The 17,692-nt window shown below is 71.9% G+C and carries 15 protein-coding genes; 4 read left to right on the forward strand and 11 right to left on the reverse strand.

What is annotated here, in order from left to right:
• Nucleotides 1-104: 104 nt before the first annotated feature.
• On the reverse strand, nt 105-470 hold the full coding sequence (locus tag ACQPWW_RS18760) for a barstar family protein (RefSeq protein ID WP_433124271.1): 366 nt from the start codon (nt 468-470) through the stop codon (nt 105-107).
• A gap of 80 nt (nt 471-550) precedes the next feature.
• On the reverse strand, nt 551-1,000 hold the full coding sequence (locus tag ACQPWW_RS18765; protein WP_433124273.1) for a ribonuclease domain-containing protein: 450 nt from the start codon (nt 998-1,000) through the stop codon (nt 551-553).
• 321 nt (nt 1,001-1,321) lie between these two features.
• On the opposite strand from ACQPWW_RS18765, the gene ACQPWW_RS18770 reads away from it, so the two are divergent.
• Nucleotides 1,322-2,128, forward strand: a complete 807-nt coding sequence (locus tag ACQPWW_RS18770) for a hypothetical protein (RefSeq protein ID WP_433124274.1) — start codon at nt 1,322-1,324, stop codon at nt 2,126-2,128.
• A 139-nt stretch (nt 2,129-2,267) separates the two neighbouring features.
• Here ACQPWW_RS18770 and ACQPWW_RS18775 read toward each other — a convergent pair whose 3' ends face one another.
• The 5 genes from ACQPWW_RS18775 to ACQPWW_RS18795 form a co-directional block, all read right to left on the reverse strand.
• The gene (locus tag ACQPWW_RS18775) at nt 2,268-3,218 is read right to left on the reverse strand and encodes a DUF559 domain-containing protein (RefSeq protein ID WP_433124276.1); all 951 of its coding nucleotides are present in this window, start codon (nt 3,216-3,218) and stop codon (nt 2,268-2,270) included.
• A gap of 365 nt (nt 3,219-3,583) precedes the next feature.
• Nucleotides 3,584-4,135 carry a hypothetical protein gene (locus tag ACQPWW_RS18780; protein ID WP_433124277.1) on the reverse strand — a complete coding sequence of 184 codons (552 nt, stop codon included), beginning with the start codon at nt 4,133-4,135 and terminating at the stop codon, nt 3,584-3,586.
• A gap of 12 nt (nt 4,136-4,147) precedes the next feature.
• Nucleotides 4,148-4,762, reverse strand: a complete 615-nt coding sequence (locus ACQPWW_RS18785; RefSeq protein ID WP_433124279.1) for a TMEM175 family protein — start codon at nt 4,760-4,762, stop codon at nt 4,148-4,150.
• Between the two features lie 115 nt (nt 4,763-4,877).
• Nucleotides 4,878-5,099: a DUF559 domain-containing protein gene (locus tag ACQPWW_RS18790; RefSeq protein ID WP_433124280.1), complete on the reverse strand. Its 222-nt coding sequence runs from the start codon at nt 5,097-5,099 to the stop codon at nt 4,878-4,880.
• A gap of 586 nt (nt 5,100-5,685) precedes the next feature.
• Entirely contained in the window at nt 5,686-7,464 is a 1,779-nt protein-coding gene (locus tag ACQPWW_RS18795) for an ABC transporter ATP-binding protein (RefSeq protein ID WP_433134421.1), read from the reverse strand.
• A 94-nt stretch (nt 7,465-7,558) separates the two neighbouring features.
• Between ACQPWW_RS18795 and ACQPWW_RS18800 the strand changes: the two genes are divergently transcribed.
• Together ACQPWW_RS18800 and ACQPWW_RS18805 are read left to right on the forward strand one after the other, a co-directional pair.
• Entirely contained in the window at nt 7,559-7,990 is a 432-nt protein-coding gene (locus ACQPWW_RS18800) for a MarR family winged helix-turn-helix transcriptional regulator (RefSeq protein ID WP_433124281.1), read from the forward strand.
• Between the two features lie 274 nt (nt 7,991-8,264).
• The gene (locus ACQPWW_RS18805) at nt 8,265-10,049 is read left to right on the forward strand and encodes an N-acetylglutaminylglutamine amidotransferase (RefSeq protein WP_433124282.1); all 1,785 of its coding nucleotides are present in this window, start codon (nt 8,265-8,267) and stop codon (nt 10,047-10,049) included.
• A 10-nt stretch (nt 10,050-10,059) separates the two neighbouring features.
• On the opposite strand, the gene ACQPWW_RS18810 is transcribed toward ACQPWW_RS18805, so the two are convergent.
• The 3 genes from ACQPWW_RS18810 to ACQPWW_RS18820 form a co-directional block, all read right to left on the reverse strand.
• On the reverse strand, nt 10,060-11,193 hold the full coding sequence (locus ACQPWW_RS18810; protein ID WP_433124284.1) for a carboxylate-amine ligase: 1,134 nt from the start codon (nt 11,191-11,193) through the stop codon (nt 10,060-10,062).
• Nucleotides 11,194-11,328: 135 nt separating this feature from the next.
• Nucleotides 11,329-12,603, reverse strand: a complete 1,275-nt coding sequence (locus ACQPWW_RS18815; protein ID WP_433124286.1) for a threonine aldolase family protein — start codon at nt 12,601-12,603, stop codon at nt 11,329-11,331.
• Nucleotides 12,557-13,384 (reverse strand): MOSC domain-containing protein, encoded by an 828-nt coding sequence (locus ACQPWW_RS18820; protein ID WP_433124288.1) that lies wholly within the window; start codon nt 13,382-13,384, stop codon nt 12,557-12,559. The genes ACQPWW_RS18815 and ACQPWW_RS18820 overlap by 47 nt, the downstream gene beginning before the upstream one ends.
• 140 nt (nt 13,385-13,524) lie before the next feature.
• On the opposite strand from ACQPWW_RS18820, the gene ACQPWW_RS18825 reads away from it, so the two are divergent.
• Nucleotides 13,525-14,970, forward strand: coding sequence for a flavin monoamine oxidase family protein (locus tag ACQPWW_RS18825; RefSeq protein ID WP_433124290.1), 1,446 nt, complete (start codon nt 13,525-13,527; stop codon nt 14,968-14,970).
• Here ACQPWW_RS18825 and ACQPWW_RS18830 read toward each other — a convergent pair.
• Complete coding sequence (locus ACQPWW_RS18830) at nt 14,961-17,594, reverse strand: discoidin domain-containing protein (RefSeq protein WP_433124292.1); 2,634 nt, start codon at nt 17,592-17,594, stop codon at nt 14,961-14,963. The two genes, ACQPWW_RS18825 and ACQPWW_RS18830, sit on opposite strands and share 10 nt — an antisense overlap.
• Nucleotides 17,595-17,692: the final 98 nt, after the last annotated feature.

Genomic DNA, 17,692 nt, shown 5'->3' on the forward strand with positions numbered 1-17,692 from the left:
GGACCATGCGACTCCGGACGCCGCCACCCGCCGTGCGACGTCATCGACCCCGCGGCTGGCAGCCGGCGCACCGCCGCGGCGCGGAGGGTGAGCGGGGCGAACGGTCAGAAGGGCGGGGCTTCCCGAAGGACGACGCGCAGCGGGTGGGGTGCGGTGGTGGCGAGATCGCCGAGCACGGTGAGCAGCAGGGCGTACTGATCGGCCGGCTCGTCGACGAGCAACTGACCGGCGTCGCCGACCAACAGGGTGAGCGGCCCGGCGTCCAGCCGGTCCCGGAGCACGTCGGCGAGGGCGTCCCAGGTGTGTCCGAGGTGGGTTGGCAGGGTCAGCGCGTCGGCCATCGCGGCGAAGAGCGCGGGCCGGGTCCGGGTCGCCGCGCCGGCCAGCATTACCGCTCCCGGCACTTCCTGCGCGTCGTCACGGCACACGGTCAGCCAGTCCGGCCATCGTCCGTCGTCCTCGTCGGCCATCACGTGTCTCCTGGTCTGTCGGGCGCCGAAACCGCAGGGCCGGCCAGCCGCGAGACCGCGACCGACCGGCCTGGGATCGGTCAGAGCCGGTAGAAGTCGGTGTAGTGGTTGGGTGAGAACCAGGTGACCCCGGTGCTGCGGTTCACCACGATCCGGTACGCGTCCCGGGCGGCGCCCTGGGTGCGCGGGTAGACGTCGTACTCGTAGTAGGTGGCGTTGGTCGGCAGTTGACCCTCGTAGTTGTAGAAACGACCACCGGCGAAGTTGGACAGGCCACCGCTCCACGAGTACCAGCCGCGGCTGGTCGGGAACCCCTTGGCGGCCCATCCGGAGCGGGCGGTGCGGGCGTCCGCGCAGCGGCTGACGGTGCAGGAGCTGTAGACCGCCGCCGAGGCGGAGTCGGCCAGCCCCGGAGCCACCACGGACGGGCCGACCAGCGCGGCGGCGACCATGGTGAGGAGCAGGGCGAGAGTGGTGGTACGCCGGCGGATCGCGCCGAGCGTGGCCAGCGGGGACACGAGGGTGGACACAGGCTGCCTCCAGACCAGTCGGGTCATCGATCCGCGTCACTATCGGATCGATGACCCAGTCTCGCCGTTGCCGGTCGACGACGACAGCCCCCGTCGCCCCAACCGCACCACAATGCTCGGTGAACCCCCGGTGCGCCTCCCTCGCGTCGGCGCGAACGGTCGGGAGTAGCGCGAGCATCCCGACGCTGCCCCACACGTACCCGCCTGCAGAGGGGGTGACCAGAGCGGCAGAGGCCAGCAGTGTGACACCGGCGTGGCGGCGGACATATCGGTCACCGGTTGTTAGCGTGGGTTGCGGATCCGTGACAGTGGAGGGGTGCCATGACGGACGCCCCCGATGGGAGGCCGAGGCCCGCGGACCAGTGGCGGCACCGGGGCATCCGCGGGCTGACCGTCGCCCGCGACGTGAGTGTCCGCGGGTGGCGGTGGTGGGCGCGGACCTGGGATCGGCTGGTCGCCGCCCTCCAGGACGAGGCCCCCGTCGGCTCCGCGGCCGACCCGTCGCCCTCCGGCCCGCTCGTCGAACAACGCGACGCGCCCCGGCTGATCGCGGTGCCCGCGCGCGGCTACGTGTACTCGTTCCACATCCGCGCCACGTTCGCCTGGTCGTCGCCGGTGAGCCTCCGCTCCGAGGTACTGAGCTGGTACGTGCGGTACTTCCAGCCCACCGCCGTGCAGCGACTGACCCGGCTCGCCGCCGACGCCGCCCGGGACCTGGCGCCGCACCGGGCGGGTGACCTGGAGGTGGCGCTGCAACAGGCGCTGGCCGACGAACCAGAGTGGACCTACCAGCGGGGTGACCTCGTCATCACCTGCCGCCCCGACGCCGCCGTCCGCCTCGACGAGCGGATCATGCCGGCGCTCCAGCCGCACGTCGACCGGATGCTGAAGCTGGAGTACCAGTTCGACGAGCAGCTCCGCAAGGCCCGCTACGCCGAGGAACTCAGCCGCCAGTGGACCACGATCCTGAGCGCCCACGCCGAGGACCAGGACATCGCCGACGCCCGCGACCACCTGCTCAGCACCCAGCGGGAAGCCGCGAGATGGATCACCGAACTCCTCCACCACCGCGCCGACCCGGTAAACACACCGCCGGCCCCACCCCACCAACGCCCCACCCCCACCTAGCCCCGCCCCCGCCCCCGCCCCGCCGCCCTCTCCCCACCCGCCCCGCCCCTCCCGCTCCCCCTCCCACCCACCGCATTCCATGATCAATTGATGAAAAGTAGGTCTGGGGCGCGTCTGGAACCTACTTTTCATCAATTGATCATGGGGGGCAGGAGCGTGCGGCGAGGATGGCGAGGGTTTCCCGGCGGACCTGGAGCGGATCCGCGGTGAGCCGGCGATGCGTGAACCGGACCACGAGGATCCCGATGGTCGCCAGAAGGGCGTCGCGGCGGAGGTCGATCTCCCGCTCGGCCGGATCACCGTGGCTGGTGGCGCCGTCCAGCTCGATGTCGACTCGCTCCGCTTCGGCGAACATGTCGAGATAGATGGTTCGGCCCGCGACCCGCACCCGCGCCTGTCGGGTGAACGTCGGCATACCAGGACCTGTGAAGACGTGGTCGTGGCCCCAGATCTCCAGTGGGCTGCGGCAACCAGCGGCGAGCCGATCTAGCAGACGCCGCAACGTCACGCGGTCGTTCATCCTCGGCACCTCGGCAACAGCGGCGACGAGGCGCTGCGGGGTGGTCAGCCGGTCATTTACCGCACGGATGAGCGGGCCCGGCCGGTCAACCGGTTCGAGCAACGGCCAACAGTCCACCAGAGTCCGGTCGAGCCGGGTAACCGGCACTCCCGTCCGGGTCACCACCTGCGGTGGCGCAATCGCGAGGTCGGAGCGATGGCGTACCACGAGGTGTGGCCGAGTCCGCAGGCCTGACCCGTTGGGCAGGTCGAGATGAACCGGCTCCCCAGGTGGTTGGCGGCGTAGGCCCCACACGTCGAGGGCGGTGAGGCGACTGAGCGCCGCCCGCCCACCGGCATACGCCAGAGCCGCCCGACGGGCCAACTCGGGCTCAACACGGGCCAGGATCGGCAGGTCGGCGTCCCGGGCGCGAATCAGCGCGGCGTCGACGTAGACCCCGGGCAGCACCGGAACCACTCGACCCGCACGCCAGGCGGTCTGGATCGTCCAGGCCGGCGCCACACGCAGCACGTCCTGTCGGGTGACCAGGCCGTCATGGCGTACGAGCAGAGCGTGCAGCCTCGGGTCCACGCGCCCACCCTGCCCCCGTGCGCTGTCCCGCCGGGGCTGCTGTGGACAGCGGAAGGCACCTGTGGACAGCGACCCGAGGCGGCACCGGCTGTGGTATGTACCCGTCGGGACACACGACCCCGCGTCCACTTCGTCTACCAGAGCCGTTGATCGGGCGCGGGAGGACAGCGATCTCCGAGCGACGGGACTGTCAGAGCGCTGCCCGGTGGGAGTGCGTCGGGCTAATGTTTGCCGCGGCGGTCGCCGTGCTCGCCTCGGATCGCGGTGCCTCTCGCGTGAGTGACAGGCGTCGCGACCATGCATGGCCGATCAGCGAAGCCAGCCGATGGCTCACGGATAAGCAGCTCGTGTCGCTTCCACGCTGCTCAGGTGCGCGCCGCCGGGACCCGTCCCTCGGCTGGACGCCGAAACTGCTCGACGCCTCCGCCGCGCACGCCGAGGCCGCCGCGGGCGGCCTGGTAGAAGTCGTCGCGGGCCTCGTCTGCCTGACGGACCATGGCGGCCAGGCCTTCCGGTTGGTCCGGCAGACTCCGCGCCGCCTGCTCCAGGTCGCGCACGGCTCGCCGCCAGGTGGAGGCCGCCCGCACCGTGGCCGCGTCACCGAGCAGCAGGACCGTCTCCCAGGTCAGGGTGTGACGCACGTCCGCCTCGGCCAGCCGGGCCAGCCCGTCCTCGCGGTCCAGGGCGGGCGTACGGGAGCCGGGGCGGTGACCGCTCAGCATCCCCAGGGAGAGCAGATGGATCTCCTTCACGGCACGAGTGAAATCGGCGTACGCGTCCAGCCGCCGCTCGTCCCAGCGGACAGTCTGGCCGCGCCGCCATCGGCCGCGCTCTGCGACCGTGGTGGCGACCATCGTGCCGATGGTGCCGAGCAACACGCCGAGCAGGGCGGGCAACTGCGTCAGAACGCTTTCCATGTGTCGAGCCTGTCATCCCGCCGTCGGGTCACCCTCGCCGTACTCGCCCCGGATCGGTAGGTAGTAGGCGGGTAGGAAGCCGGCGATGATGGCGACGCCCGCGATCGGCACGAACCCGCCGACGAGGATGCCGGAGCCGATCCAGATCAGCGCGAGCGCGAATCGGCGGCCGATGGCCCGGACGCCGAACGCGCCGAGGGTGGGGGCCAGCAGTTTGGCGCGGCGCAGATAGAACCAGATGATGTTGAACAGGGCCGCGGCCATCCACAGCGTGCTGCCGTAGACGAGGACGGCGGTTCGCAGTCCCTGCTCCGCGCGCAGCGCGCCGGCGAGGAGCGACGTGGAGAACGGCAGGAACGCGATGACCATCAGCAGCAGCGTGTTGAGGAACAGGATTCCACGGTCGACGTGTCGAACGCAGTCGAACATGACGTGGTGGTTGACCCATACCTGCCCGATGAGCAGGAAGCTCAGCGCGTAGGCCAGGTACGACGACCAGAGTGCCCCGAGGCCCCGCAGGAGGTGCCCGAAGTCCGCTGGCGGTTGGATCTCCAGCACGAGCAGCGTCACGGCGATGGCGAAGACTCCGTCGCTGAAGGACACCAACCGGCCCGGCTGACGGGTCAATGGGGACGTAACCCTTTGGGCATTCACGCCCTAATCATGCTATATGCCACTTTCGCGAGGCGGCACGCACCGACAGCCCAGCCAGGATCCCAGTCGCCGCCGGACAGCTACCACGTCATGTCCTGCGGATCGCCAGGATGGCCAGGGTCTCCCGACGTACCGCAGCGATCTCGTTGACCAGGCGACGGTGGGCGAACCGAACCACCACGATTCCGATGGTCGCGAGCAGCGCGTCCCGGCGCAGGTCGACTTCCCGCTGGTGCGGGTCGCCGTGGGTGGTCGCACCGTCGAGTTCGAGGTTGACCCGTTCCCGGTCGGCGAACTTGTCGAGGTACATTCGCGGCGTCGATGCACGACAACTCCGGGTCGGCTGCGCAGGCTGGCGCTCGCCGGTGTGCTGAGGTGCACCGGGTCACCGGCCGTCGACGGGCGCAACCCCCACACATCGAGCGCGCTGAGGTGACTGAGCGCGCCGCAGCCGTCGGCCCAGGCGAGGGCCGCGCGCTGCGCCAGAGAAGGGTCGAGCCGCTGATGGCAGGGGCGCCGGGTCGATCGCCGAGCAGGTACGCCCCCACGAATACCTGGGGCAGTACGCGCACCAGCTCACCGTTACGACAAGCCTGCCGCAACGTCCACTGCGGCACGACCTGCCGGAGGGCCCCGAGCGTCACCAGTCCGCCGCCGAGCTGAACCATCTCCCGAAGCGCCACCTGCACGCGAGGACCGTGCCGCCCCGCCCTGGCCTTCGGCAACCACACCCGCGTCTGCCCTGTGGAAACGCGTCCACCTGTGGACAACGACCCACCCAGCCTGATTTGTGTTAGCCACGCTGATCGCTGGCAGCTCAGGACGGATATCGGCGTGTCGAGTTGCTCAGCTGCCAAGGATCAGCAGGGACCCGAGCGGCCACCGCCGTGGCCGGCTCAGGCGGCGAGGGTGGCGTAGCGGCCGTTGCGGTCCAGCAGGCTGTCGTGGGTGCCGGCCTCGACGATCCGCCCGTGGTCGAGCACCGCGATCTGGTCGGCGTCGCGCACTGTGGACAGCCGGTGGGCGATGGTGATCGTGGTACGCCCCTCGGCGAGCACGTCGAACGCCCGCTGGACGGCCCGCTCGGTCTCGGTGTCCAGCGCGCTGGTGGCCTCGTCGAGGACCAGGATGCGGGGGTCGCGCAGCAGCGTACGGGCGATGGCGAGCCGTTGCTTCTCACCGCCGGAGAAGCGGTGGCCACGGGAGCCGACCATCGTGTCGTACCCGTCGGGCAGCCCGGCGATCAAATCGTGGATCTGGGCGGCGCGGGCGGCGTCCTCGATCTCGGCGTCGGTGGCATCCGGGCGTGCGTAGCGCAGGTTCTCCCGGACGGTGGTGTGCAGCAGGTACGTCTCCTGGCTGACCACGCCGACGATCACGGCCAGGTCGGCCAGGCGCAGGTCGCGCAGGTCGACCCCGTCGACGGTGACCCGGCCGGCGGTCGGGTCGTGCAGGCGGCTGACCAGTCCGGCGAGGGTGCTCTTGCCGGAGCCGGTCTCGCCGACCAGGGCGAGGCTGGTGCCGGCGGGCACGTCGAGGGTGATTCCGGCGAGGGCGGCGGTGTCGCTGCCCGGGTAGCCGAAGGTGACGTCCTCCAGGCGCAGGTGTCCACGGACCCGGGCGGGGTCGAGGTGGATCGGTTCGGCGGGGTCGGCAACGTCGACCGGCAGGTCGAGGTACTCGAAGATCCGGGCGAAGAGCGCCAGCGACGCGGTGAGCGAGACGCCCACGTTGAGCAGGCCCATCAGCGGCCGGAACAGGCCGCCCTGCAGGGCGGTGAACGCGACGAGGGTGCCGATGCTCAGCGTGCCGGCGGTGCCCGGCAGCCCGGCGGCGAGGTAGATGACCGCCGGTACGGCGGCGAAGATGATGCTCATCGAGGCCATCCGCCAGCGGCCGGCCAGTTCGCTGCGCAGTTCCAGGTCGACGAGTCGTTCCGAGGAAGCGGTGAACCGGTCGACGAGCGCGGGGCCGGTGCCGAGGGTCTTGGCGAGCTGCACGCCGCTGATCGACAGGCCTTCCTCGACTGTGACGTTGAGGTCGGCGAGTTCGCGTTGCCGCTGGGCGGTGATCTCCCGGCGCATCCGGGCGACCCGGCGGGTCAGCCAGATCGCCGGCGGCAGCACCACGAGCGAGACGAGGGAGAGCTGCCAGGAGAGCGCGACCATCGCCACGGCGGTGGCGACCACTGTGGTGAGGTTGGCGGCGACGGCGGTGGCGGTGGAGGTGACCACCGACTGCATCCCGCCGATGTCGTTGGTGATCCGGGACTGCACCTCGCCGGTGCGGGTGCGGGTGAAGAAGCCCAGCGACTGGCGCTGGAGGTGACTGAACACGTCGGTACGCAGCCGGTGCATGACCCGCTGCCCGACCTGGGTGGAGATCCAGGTCTGCACGACGCCGAGGGCGGAGGTCACGCCCGCGACGGCGACCATGCCGAGGACCAGCCAGACCAGCAGGGTCACGTCGCCCTGCGGCAGGGCGCTGTCGATCACGGTACGCAGGAGGAAGGGAGTCGCCATCGCGATGATCGAGGAGAGCACGATGATCACGGTGACCACGGCCAGCGCGGGCCGGTGGGGGGTGAACAGGCGGCCGATGCGACGTAGTGACACCTGGCGGGCCTGAGTCTTCTCTTCGGCGCTGAGGGCGCGGTGGCCGCGCTCGCGGCCCATCGGGGTGGGTTCCAAGGGGCACTGCCTTTCGTTCGGATATGCTGAGGTTACCTCAACATGAGGGAACAACCGCATTGGCTGCTACGGTATTCCGGTGACCGAGGACACCACCGGGACCGGCGACGACGACAGCCTGGCCGAGACGTTCTGGGCAGTGGCGTCCCGTCTGCGTCGGCAGACCCGGGAGTCGTTGGCCCCCTGGGACATCACCCCCAGCCAGTCCCGAGCCCTCGGTGTGCTGGGCCGCCACGGTGAGGTGCGCCCCGGCACGCTCGCCGAGCACCTGCGCATCGCGGCCCGCTCGGCAACCGAGGTCGTCGACGACCTGCAGGCCCGTGGGCTCGTCGAACGCCGACCCGACCCCGCCGACCGGCGGGCCACCCTGGTCGCGCTCACCGAGGAGGGTGAGCGCCTCAGCGCCGCCATCCGGACCGCCCGCCGGGCCGAGGCGGACCGCTTCTTCGGCCACCTCAACGACACGGACCGCGCCGAGCTGGCCCGCATCCTGCGCACCCTCCGCGCCTGACCGACGGCGACCCGCCGGCCCCCCACACGTCCGGCGGCAAACCCGCGCCGCAGAGGCGGGCGACCGGCGCCGCACACTCGGCAGGCCCGCCCCGCACAGGCGGGAGACCCGCCTCGCGCACACGCGGCGGGCCTGCCGAGCGGGTTTGCCCGCTCCGCGCACGGGTAGCCAGCGGCCCCGTCCGGTCGGCGGGACCGGCCGTCACCGGCCGGGGGCGAGGTGACAGGAGGATGCTCGTGCCGCTGGTGCCACACCCGAACCACCACCCCGGCTGATGTGCGGGATCAGCGGGGAGGCGCGCTTCGACGGCCGGCCGCCCGACGCGGCGGCGGTCACCCGGATGACCGAGGCGATGCGCTCGCGCGGCCCGGACGACGAGGGCCTGTTCGCCGACGGCTGGGTGACCCTCGGGCACCGCCGGCTGACCATCATCGACCTGTCCGACGCGGGCGGGCAGCCGATGGTCCGCGACGACCTGGGCCTGGCGCTGGTCTTCAACGGCTGCGTCTACAACTACCCGGAGCTGCGCGAGGAGTTACAGAACGCAGGGTACGCCTTCCACTCCACGAGTGACACCGAGGTGATCCTGGTCGCGTACGCGCACTGGGGTGAACGCTTCGTCGACCACCTGGTCGGCATGTTCGCGATCGGGCTTGTCGACCGGGTGCGGCGGCGGCTGGTCCTGGCCCGCGACCGGCTCGGCATCAAACCGCTCTATCTCGCCGAGTCCCCCGGGCGGTTGCGGTTCGCCTCCACCCTGCCCGCGCTGTTGCGGGCCGGCGACGTGGACACCGGCATCGACCCGGTGGCGCTGCACCACTACCTGTCCTGGCACTCCATCGTGCCCGCGCCCCGGACCGTGCTGCGCGGTGTGCGCAAGCTGCCGCCGGCCACCCTGCGGGTGATCGAGGCGGACGGGCGCAGCCGCGAGGAGGTGTACTGGCGACCCGACTACGTGCGGGAGCCCGCCGACGCGGAAATGGACGCCGCGGACTGGCGGGCCGCCGTCGGCGACGCGCTCCGCACTGCGGTACGCCGACGGCTGGTCGCCGACGTCCCGGTGGGCGTGCTGCTCTCCGGTGGACTGGACTCCAGCCTCATCGTGGCGCTGCTCGCCGAGGCCGGTCAGCAGCACCTGCGGACGTTCAGCATCGGCTTCGACAGCCGGGACGGCGAGTCCGGCGACGAGTTCCACTACTCGGACCTGGTGGCCCGCGCGTACGACACCGACCACCACCGGATCCGGCTGGCCGACGACGATCTGGTGCCCGCGGTCCGGCGTGCGGTGCTGGCGATGACCGAGCCGATGGGCAGCCACGACGTGGTCGCCTTCCACCTGCTCTCCGAGCAGGTGGCGCGGCACGTGAAGGTGGCGCAGTCCGGGCAGGGCGCCGACGAGGTGTTCGCCGGCTACGGCTACCACCAGCCGCTCACCGAGGCGCCCCGGCACAGCGCCGCCGAGACGTTCGCCGCCGCGTTCTTCGACCGCGACCACGACGAGCTGCGCGCCATCGTCGGCCCGGCGTACGCGCTGGAGCACGACGCCAGCCGGGAGTTGCTCACCGAGCACCTCGCCGCGCCCGGGGCGCAGACCGCGCTGGACGCGGTGCTGCGCCTGGACACCCACCTGATGCTGCCCGACGACCCGGTCAAGCGGGTGGACAGCATGAGCATGGCGTGGGGCCTGGAGGTGCGCACGCCCTTCCTCGACCAGGACCTGGTCACCCTGGCGGCGCACTGCCCCCCGCACCACAAGGTCGCCCAGGGCGGCAAGGGCGTGCTCAAGGAGGTCGCCCGGGAGGTGCTGCCCGCCGAGGTGATCGACCGTCCCAAGGGCTACTTCCCGGTGCCGGCGCTACGCAACGTGGACGGCCCGGTGCGCGAGCTGGTCGCCGAGGCGTTGCAGGCGCCCGCCGCGCGGGAGCGAGGGCTGTTCCGCCCGGAGTACGTGGCACGCCTGCTCGCCGAGCCGGACCGGGCCGGGGCGGCGGCCGGCAGCAACAAGCTGTGGCAGCTCGGCCTGCTGGAGCTGTGGCTACAGACGCACGACATCCGCTGAGCGCCGCCGGTCACCCGGTCGTCGTGCGGGCGGCCAGGTCGTCGAGGACGGCGCGCAGGTCACCGGCGCGCTCCAGCACCCGGCGCTGCCGGGTCGCGCCGGTGCCGTCGCGGCGCACCCGGGCCAGTTGCGCCAACACGTACCCCAGGTCGCCGTGGCGCAGCAGGGCCGGGGCGATCACCGCCATCATCTCGTCGACAAGCGCCCAGGCCGGCCGGGTGCCGCCGGCGCGCAGGTCGATCAGCTCGCCGTCGAGGCCGTCGTGGGCGGCCCGCCAGTGCGCGGCGGCGACCAGGCAGTCGCGGACGGGCGGGGCGGCCACCCCGGCGCGCACGTCGTCGGCGAGGGTGGCGACCAGGGACCGGACCAGCGCGGCGACAAGCACCGCGTCGTCCACCTCGGTGCAGACGTCACCGACCCGCACCTCCACCGTCGGGTAGGCCGACGACGGTCGGGCGTACCAGTAGACCATCGCCGCGTCGAGCATGATGCCGGCGGCGATCAGCTCGTCGACGGTGCGGTCGTAGTCGACGGCCGAGTCGAAGTACGGCGTCGGGCCGATGCTGGGCCAGCGTTCCAACTGCATCGAACGCCAGCTCGCGTGTCCGGTGTCGTACCCGTCGTGCAGCGGCGAGTTGGTGGTGATCGCCTGGACCACGGGCAGCCACACCCGCAGGTGGTTGCAGACCCGCACAGCCAGTTCCCGGTCGGGCAGCCCGACGTGCACGTGGCAGCCGCACACCGCCGGGTCGTGCGCCACGGGCCCGTACCGGCGGGACATCGCGTGGTAGCGCGGTTCGTCGGGGACCGTGCGGTGCGGTTCGGCCACCGGGGTGGCGCCGACGGCCACCAGTCGGGCCCCGGCCGCCGTGGCGGCATCGGCGGCGGAGCGGCGCAGCGCCACCAGGTGCGCGCGCAGTTCGGTGAGGTCGGCGCAGACCGGGGTGACCATCTCCACCATGCTGTGCCGGAACTCCTGGCGGCTCTGGTCCCGGGCGGGGCCGCGCAGCGCGTCCCGCACCTGGTCGGCCACCGGCAGGTTACGCCCGCTGTCCGGTTCGAGCAGCAGGAACTCCTCCTCGACGCCGAGCGTGAGGGTGGCCAGGTCGGGCACGATGCCGGCGGTCGCCGAACGGTACGCCATGGCGCCTCCCCTCCACTGCTGCGGCCGGCGCCTCGGGTTCCCGTCCCGACCCGAGGGCAAACGCCTGCTCAGACGTGTTGGCCGCAGTGTGGATGCGCGAGTTCGCCACGCACCGCTGTGGCAGGCACGTGGTGGTCACCGATCGACGATGCGGCCAAGAAAGCGCTCACCAGCCTCGGCGATGTCGTCGGTGGTCCACTCGAGGGCGGGCGCGGCGGCGGTGATCTCGGTCATCGCCATGCCCGGTAGGTGTGTTTCCTGCCAGCCGGCGACAAACCACACCTTTTCCTCCTCGGCGAGCGCCAGCGCAGCGTCGTTCAGTGCCTGCGCCGGGTGGGGTAGCCAGAGGCGGAATCGATGGGTGTGCGGAGGTTCTGGATACACCCGCGCGCCGGGAAGGGCGGTGAGCGCCGCGGCGACCGTCCGCGCGTGCCGCACATAATCGGGGATACGCGGCAATTCCCTGTCCAGGCCGGCGAGTGCGCTCAGAGCGGCTGGCCACTGCTGGAACACCTCGCCGCCGTAGCGGTGCCGCCAGATGCGGGCGTAGGAGGCGAGCTGCGTGGTACCCGCGAGCGCCGCGCCGCTGAGACCGCCGATCGTCTTGTAGAACGAGACGTAGGTGCTGTCGGCGAGGTCGGCGATGTCGCTGAGGGTGTGCGCCAGGTGTGCGGTGGATTCCCACAGCCGGGCACCGTCGAAATGGACGCGTGCACCGATGGCGCGCGCCGCGGCGGATGCGGCGGCGAGCTCGTCCCAGGAGGGGAGGACGAAGCCGGCGTCGCGCAGCGGGAGTTCGATGACGACGGTGCTCACGGGCTCGGCGAGCGCGGTGATCTCCTCGGCGGTGGGGTTGCGGAACGCGGTCGTCGGCCAGGTACTGCGCAGGCCGCTCAGGTGGGCATAGGCATGCCGTTCGTCCGCCTCGAGGTGGCCGAGCGGGTGGAGAGCGACGGTCGGGTGCCCGCTGCGGTCAGCGCCATAGCGCAACGCGACCTGCTGGGCCATCGTGCCGGTGGGGAAGAAGACGGCGGCCTCCGTGCCCAGCAGACTCGCCACGCGTTCTTCCAGCACGGTCACCGGGCCGTCGCCGTAGAAGTCGGGCTGATCGTCCAGATCACCACCGGCGTCCAGGTCGGCGAGCCGCTCCCTCATCGTCGTGGGCCGGATGCCGGAAAGGATTCGGTCGCAGGCGCGCAGCGCGGCCAGCCGACGCTGCCTCGTGTTGTGGGACATCGGCGGATCGTCGCAGTTCAGCGCGGTAGGGGCCAGGCGGTTTTCCGGAGCAATCGAGCAGCGTCGCGCGTTCGATTGCCGCCGAGCGGTCGCCACGACGACCGCATCGGCGTAACGGAGGAGTCGCTCAGCGGACGACCTGCCCCAGTCGGAGTCGGCCTGGCTGGACGACATCGGCGTAGGTCCCGAAGCAGGCTGCCCGCCCCAGCCCGGCCACCGGGATGCGGTAGTGCCGGGCCAGGGCGCTCAGCACGGAGAGGTCGGCCGGCAGCTCGGCCTGGGAGAGTCCGGGAATGACGCACCGTGGAGTGGGCAGGACCAGCCGGAGCACGACATCGCCCAGCCGTAGCTCCTGCCCCGGTTCTGGGTCACGCGGTGCGTCGATGACCAGGTTCGGGCGAAACCGCGCCGGGGCCACACCGACACCTCCCATGCGCTCACCCAGCAGAGACAGCGCACCGGTGGTCACGATATGAACGGCGCCGAAGTCGACGAACCGGCCGACCCGCCCCGCGCCCGCGATCTCCGTGATGGTGTCCTGACCGGGCCGGGCACCGGCCATCCAGTCCGGCACCATGCCGACGTCAGCAGGCAACGTCCGGTGCAGCCTCGCGTCGGGCGGCAGCTCCCGGCTCAGCCGCACCGGACGGCCCAGGTGGTTGCTGAGTGCGGCATCTGCCGCGGCGCTTCCGGCTCGCAGCGAGCTGCCGTCGACATGCAGCGTCACCATCGTCTCCGGGCCGTCATCCCGCACTGTCGTACCGACATCGAGCAGGCGACCCCACCTTCGTGGATGTTTGGCGCTGCCGACCGTCCCGTCGTGGCAGTCGATACAGGCCCACGTCCGGTCTCCACGCAGACCGGTCGGCTCGACATCAGCCGCCTCGAGAACCTCACCCCGGGCGCTCTTGAGCGGGTAACGCCGGAGCGCGACAACCGTCTGCACGACGATCATGTTGCCGCACCGCCGCGAGCGCCTCGGACACGGGTCACACGAGGAACATCCGCTCCTGCCGCGACCCGGAGCCCACCCGGAACCGGTGCCGCGACCGACGCCGGTAGTCATGCCGGCGGCGGTTGTGGGTAGACCCCGCCGTGACCGACGGCTTGCGGGTGGTCGTGGTCGGCGCCGGTTTCTCCGGGCTCGCCGCCGCGCTGGCGCTCACCCGCGCCGGCGCCCAGGTGCGGGTGCTCGAGGCCCGCGACCGGGTGGGCGGTCGGGTGCTGACCCGGTGGCTGCCCGAGCTCACGCAAGTGGACCTGGGGGCGCAGTGGATCGGCCCGACCCAGGACCGGATGTACGAGCTGGTCGCCGAGCACGGGCTGGCCACCTTCGCCTCGGCATCCGTCGGCGGACCCACCCTGCTCTGGGCCGGTCAGCGCCGGGCCGAGCCGCCGGCGCAGGTCGGCCGGGTGCTCGGTCTGCTCGACGAGTACGCCGCACGACTGGACCCGGCCGCACCCTGGGCGACGCCGGAGGCCGCGCGGTGGGACCGGACGACCCTCGGCGGGTGGCTCGCCACCACGGCCGGGGACGACGACACAGCCAACTACCTGGGACGGCTGCTCGCCGGCGGGCTGCTGGCCACCGGCGCGGACGAGCTGTCCCTGTTGCACCTGCTGTTCTACCTGCGCAGCGCCGGCGGGACCGGGCCGTTGCTGGGGATGGCCGGTGGCGCGCAGCAGGATCGGATCGTGGGCGGGCCGTCGGCGCTGGCCGAGCGGATGGCCACCGCCCTGCCGCCGGGCGCGCTGACGCTGGCCGCGCCGGTGCGGGCCATCGAACAGACAGTCGGCGGCGCGACCGCGTGGACCGACACCGGGCGCGTCGACGGCGATGCCGTGGTGGTCGCGCTGGCCCCGGCACTGGCCGGCCGGATCCGGTACGACCCGCCGCTGCCCCCGCTGCGCGACGGGCTCACCCAGCGCATGCCGATGGGGTCGGCGCTGAAGGTGCACGCCGTCTACCCGGAGCCGTTCTGGCGTGCCGACGGGCGCTCCGGGGTGGCCACCAGCAGCGCCGGGCCGTTCACCGAGACTGTCGACAACTCCACCCCGACCTCGCCGCTCGGGGTGCTGACCGGATTCAGCTACTCCACCGACGCCGCCACGCTGCGCGGCATGTCCCCCGCCGGGCGTCGGCGGTGCCTGCTGGAGGCGTTCGCCAGCGTGGTCGGGCCGCACGCCGCGGATCCGGTGGACGTCGTCGAGTACGACTGGTCGGCCGACGAGTGGACCCGCGGCTGCTTCTCCGGTGCGCTCACCCCGGGCACGTGGCGGACGTACGGTCCGCACCTGCGCGCGCCGGTGGGGCGGGTGCACTGGGCGGGCACCGAGACGGCCACCCGCTGGAGTGGCTACCTGGAGGGCGCGGTGCGCGCCGGTGAGCGGGCGGCGGCCGAGGTGCTGGCCGGTGGAGATCGCAACGACCAGGGCCGGCCCGGTCTCGGCGGGACCGGGCCGGCCTCGGCCCACGGTGCGACCCGGCCGACCCGGTCCGTTGGACGGCCGGGCCGGCGCGGGCGCCCCGGTCAGGGGTAGGTGGTCAGGTACACCGTCTGGTTGGCCGCGTTCGCGGTGCCACCGGCGTTGTTGATCACCCGATTGATGGTGCCGACGCCACCGAGCGAGACGGTGACCATGTTCGTGAAGCGCACGTTCGGGTTGGTGGGCACCTCGAAGGACCGTTCCTCGACCACCGCGGGATTGACGTTGAAGTAGCTGTAGCTGCCCAGCCCGAACGCCTGGTGAGTGGTCACCGAGTCGGCGACCTTGTACGCGGCGTAGCCCCGGGTCGACCCGTTCATCCAGGCCGCCTGGTTCGGCACGTCGTACGGCAGCTCGTTCTGGTAGAAGTACGTCCGGCCGCCGTTGCCGTTCCAGACCGTCTGGTACTTCTGGTAGTGCTCGACGAAGAGGCCGTACATGGTGACGTCGTCGCCGTTGACGGTGAGCCCGGTGTCGGCGGTGTTCAACGTCCACCCGGTCGGTACGCCGCTGGCGGCGTGGTCGGCCCGCCACAGCCACATGTGGTCACCGATCACGTTGTCGCTGTTGACGGTCAACGTGTTGGTGGCCTTGCCGACGTGTGGCCCGCCGATGCGGAAGAACACGTCGTGCAGCGAGGTCGGGTTGCCGGCGTGGCTCGCCGACGAACCGGACGGACCCACCTCCATCAGCACCGGCGAGTTGGTCGTGCCGGCCTCGAACATCAGGCCGGCGACCTTGACGCCGTCCACATCGGCCACCCGCATCCCGACGCTGCCGTTGTCGGCCTGGATGGTGGCCAGGCCGAGGCCGAGGACCACAGTGTCGGCCCGGTTGACCTGGATCGGCTCGGTGACGTGGTGCACGCCCGGGGTGAAGAGCAGGTGCTTGCCCTGGGCGAGGGCCGCGTTGATGGTGGCGGCGCTGGTGCCGGCCTGGACGACGAAGAACTGCGACAGCGAGATGGACGAGCCGGCCGGCGTCTTGTTGTACCAGCTGGTGCCCGTCGAGTTGGTGCGCAGCGCCGGCACGAACACCCGGTACTCGCCGGTGCCGTCGACGTAGAGGAACGGCTTCTCGCGTACCTGTGGGGTCTGCGCGATGACGGTGTGCGACGGGTTGGGGAAGCTCGGCGCGGGTGCGCCGGTGACGCCCTGGAAGACCATGTTCCACACCGAGCCGGTCCAGCCGTTGCCGAACTCGCTGTTGCGGGAGTACCACTGCTGCTGCGAGCCGGAGACGACCAGGCCGTCGATGCGGGTGTCGGCCAGCAGTCCGCCGCTGGACCAGCCGTCGCCGCCGTTCCAGAGTTGGATCTGGTTCTGCCCGCCGCGCAGGTGCATCCGGCGGTACGGGGCGGCCTGGGACACCGCCCACCGTTCCACTGTCTGACCCGCGGGCAGGGTGACCGAGAGGTTCTCGGCCGCCCGCCAGAAGTTCTGGGTGGCGTTGCCGCCCATCCAGAACGCCTCGGTGCGGACGTGGCCGTTGAGGTTGACGTCGTCCGGGCTCATCCCGAGGCCGGCGACCTGGGTGAAGAAGCCGAGGTTCACGTCGGCGGTGTAGGTGCCGGGCTTGAACAGCACCGCGTAGCGCTGCGGGCCGAACTGGTTGGTCTCCTGCTGGGTGAAGAGCGTGTTCAGTCGACTCTGGATTGTCGACGTCGGGGTGCTCGGGTCGAAGACGAACGTGTTCGGCCCGAGGTTCGGGTTGCGCGGGTCGGTCCCGTCGACCGGCGGCTCACTGGTCCCGCCGGTGGTGTTCACGGCCAGCTCCCACAGCGAGTAGCCGTAGGCGGTGGCCCGTGCGGTGCCGTACATCCGCAGGTAGCGGCCACTGCCGCTGACGGTCAGCGACTGGGTGCCCCCGGTGCCGGTGGTGGTGGAGTAGATCGTGGTCCAGGTGGCGCCGTCGGCCGAGGTCTGGAGCTGGAAGGCCCGCGCGTACGCGGCCTCCCAGGTGAGCACCACCCGGCAGATCGTGCGGGTGCTGCCCAGGTCGACGCGCAGCCACTGGGGGTCGCTGGCGGCGCTGGCCCACCGGGTGCCAGTGTTGCCGTCGACGGCGGCGGACGCCGCGAGGCCGGCGTCCTGGGTGGACGACGCGGTGGCGGGGCTGCCCTGCGCGACGTTGGTGCTGCCGCAGGTCGGCGTGCTGCCGCCGGTCTCGCCGTAGACCTGGAACTCCCAGAGCGAGTAGCCGTAGCCGGTGCCCCGGGCGGTGCCGTTCATCCGGACGTAGCGGCCGGCGCCGGTGACGGTGAGGTTCTGGGTGCCGCCGGTGCCGGTGGTGGTCGAGTAGATCGTGGTCCAGGTGGCGCCGTCGTCGGAGGTCTGGAGCTGGAAGGCCCGCCCGTAGGCGCCCTCCCAGAGCAGGTTGACCTGGCTGATGGTGGCCCGGCTGCCCAGGTCGACCTGGAGCCACTGCGGGTCGCTGAACGCGCTGGCCCAGCGGGTGCCGGTGTTGCCGTCCACTGCGGCGCTGGCGGGGGTGCCGGCGTTCTCGCTGGACGAGGCGGTGGCCGTCCGGCCCTGCGAGAGCAGGGTGGGCGCGGCCTGCGCGGGGGTGCTGGGACCGGCCGGGGTGAGCGCCGCGACCAGGGCCACGGTGAGCCCGACGAGCAGGTGTCGAACGGCCCGTCGGGGACGCGGGCGTACGGATGTTGCACGAGATGTCATGACATCGCCTGTCGATAGGGGGCTACGGATGCCGCGAGGGTGGGATCGGGCTCGCCCCGTGGTGCCGTGGATGGTGCCGCCGATGCGGCGCCGCGGGT

This window comes from Micromonospora sp. CA-240977, assembly GCF_050942285.1.
GTDB lineage: Bacteria > Actinomycetota > Actinomycetes > Mycobacteriales > Micromonosporaceae > Micromonospora.

Bases quoted from the DNA above. Each gene is read 5' to 3' on its own strand.
- ACQPWW_RS18805 (WP_433124282.1), top strand. From the start codon at position 8,265: ATGTGCGGGATCAGCGGGGAGGCGCGCTTCGACGGCCGGCCGCCCGAC.
- ACQPWW_RS18790 (WP_433124280.1), bottom strand. From the start codon at position 5,099: ATGTACCTCGACAAGTTCGCCGACCGGGAACGGGTCAACCTCGAACTC.
- ACQPWW_RS18815 (WP_433124286.1), bottom strand. From the start codon at position 12,603: ATGTCGTCCAGCCAGGCCGACTCCGACTGGGGCAGGTCGTCCGCTGAG.
- ACQPWW_RS18820 (WP_433124288.1), bottom strand. From the start codon at position 13,384: ATGATCGTCGTGCAGACGGTTGTCGCGCTCCGGCGTTACCCGCTCAAG.
- ACQPWW_RS18795 (WP_433134421.1), bottom strand. From the start codon at position 7,464: ATGGGCCGCGAGCGCGGCCACCGCGCCCTCAGCGCCGAAGAGAAGACT.
- ACQPWW_RS18830 (WP_433124292.1), bottom strand. From the start codon at position 17,594: ATGACATCTCGTGCAACATCCGTACGCCCGCGTCCCCGACGGGCCGTT.
- ACQPWW_RS18810 (WP_433124284.1), bottom strand. From the start codon at position 11,193: ATGGCGTACCGTTCGGCGACCGCCGGCATCGTGCCCGACCTGGCCACC.
- ACQPWW_RS18780 (WP_433124277.1), bottom strand. From the start codon at position 4,135: ATGGAAAGCGTTCTGACGCAGTTGCCCGCCCTGCTCGGCGTGTTGCTC.
- ACQPWW_RS18770 (WP_433124274.1), top strand. From the start codon at position 1,322: ATGACGGACGCCCCCGATGGGAGGCCGAGGCCCGCGGACCAGTGGCGG.
- ACQPWW_RS18760 (WP_433124271.1), bottom strand. From the start codon at position 470: ATGGCCGACGAGGACGACGGACGATGGCCGGACTGGCTGACCGTGTGC.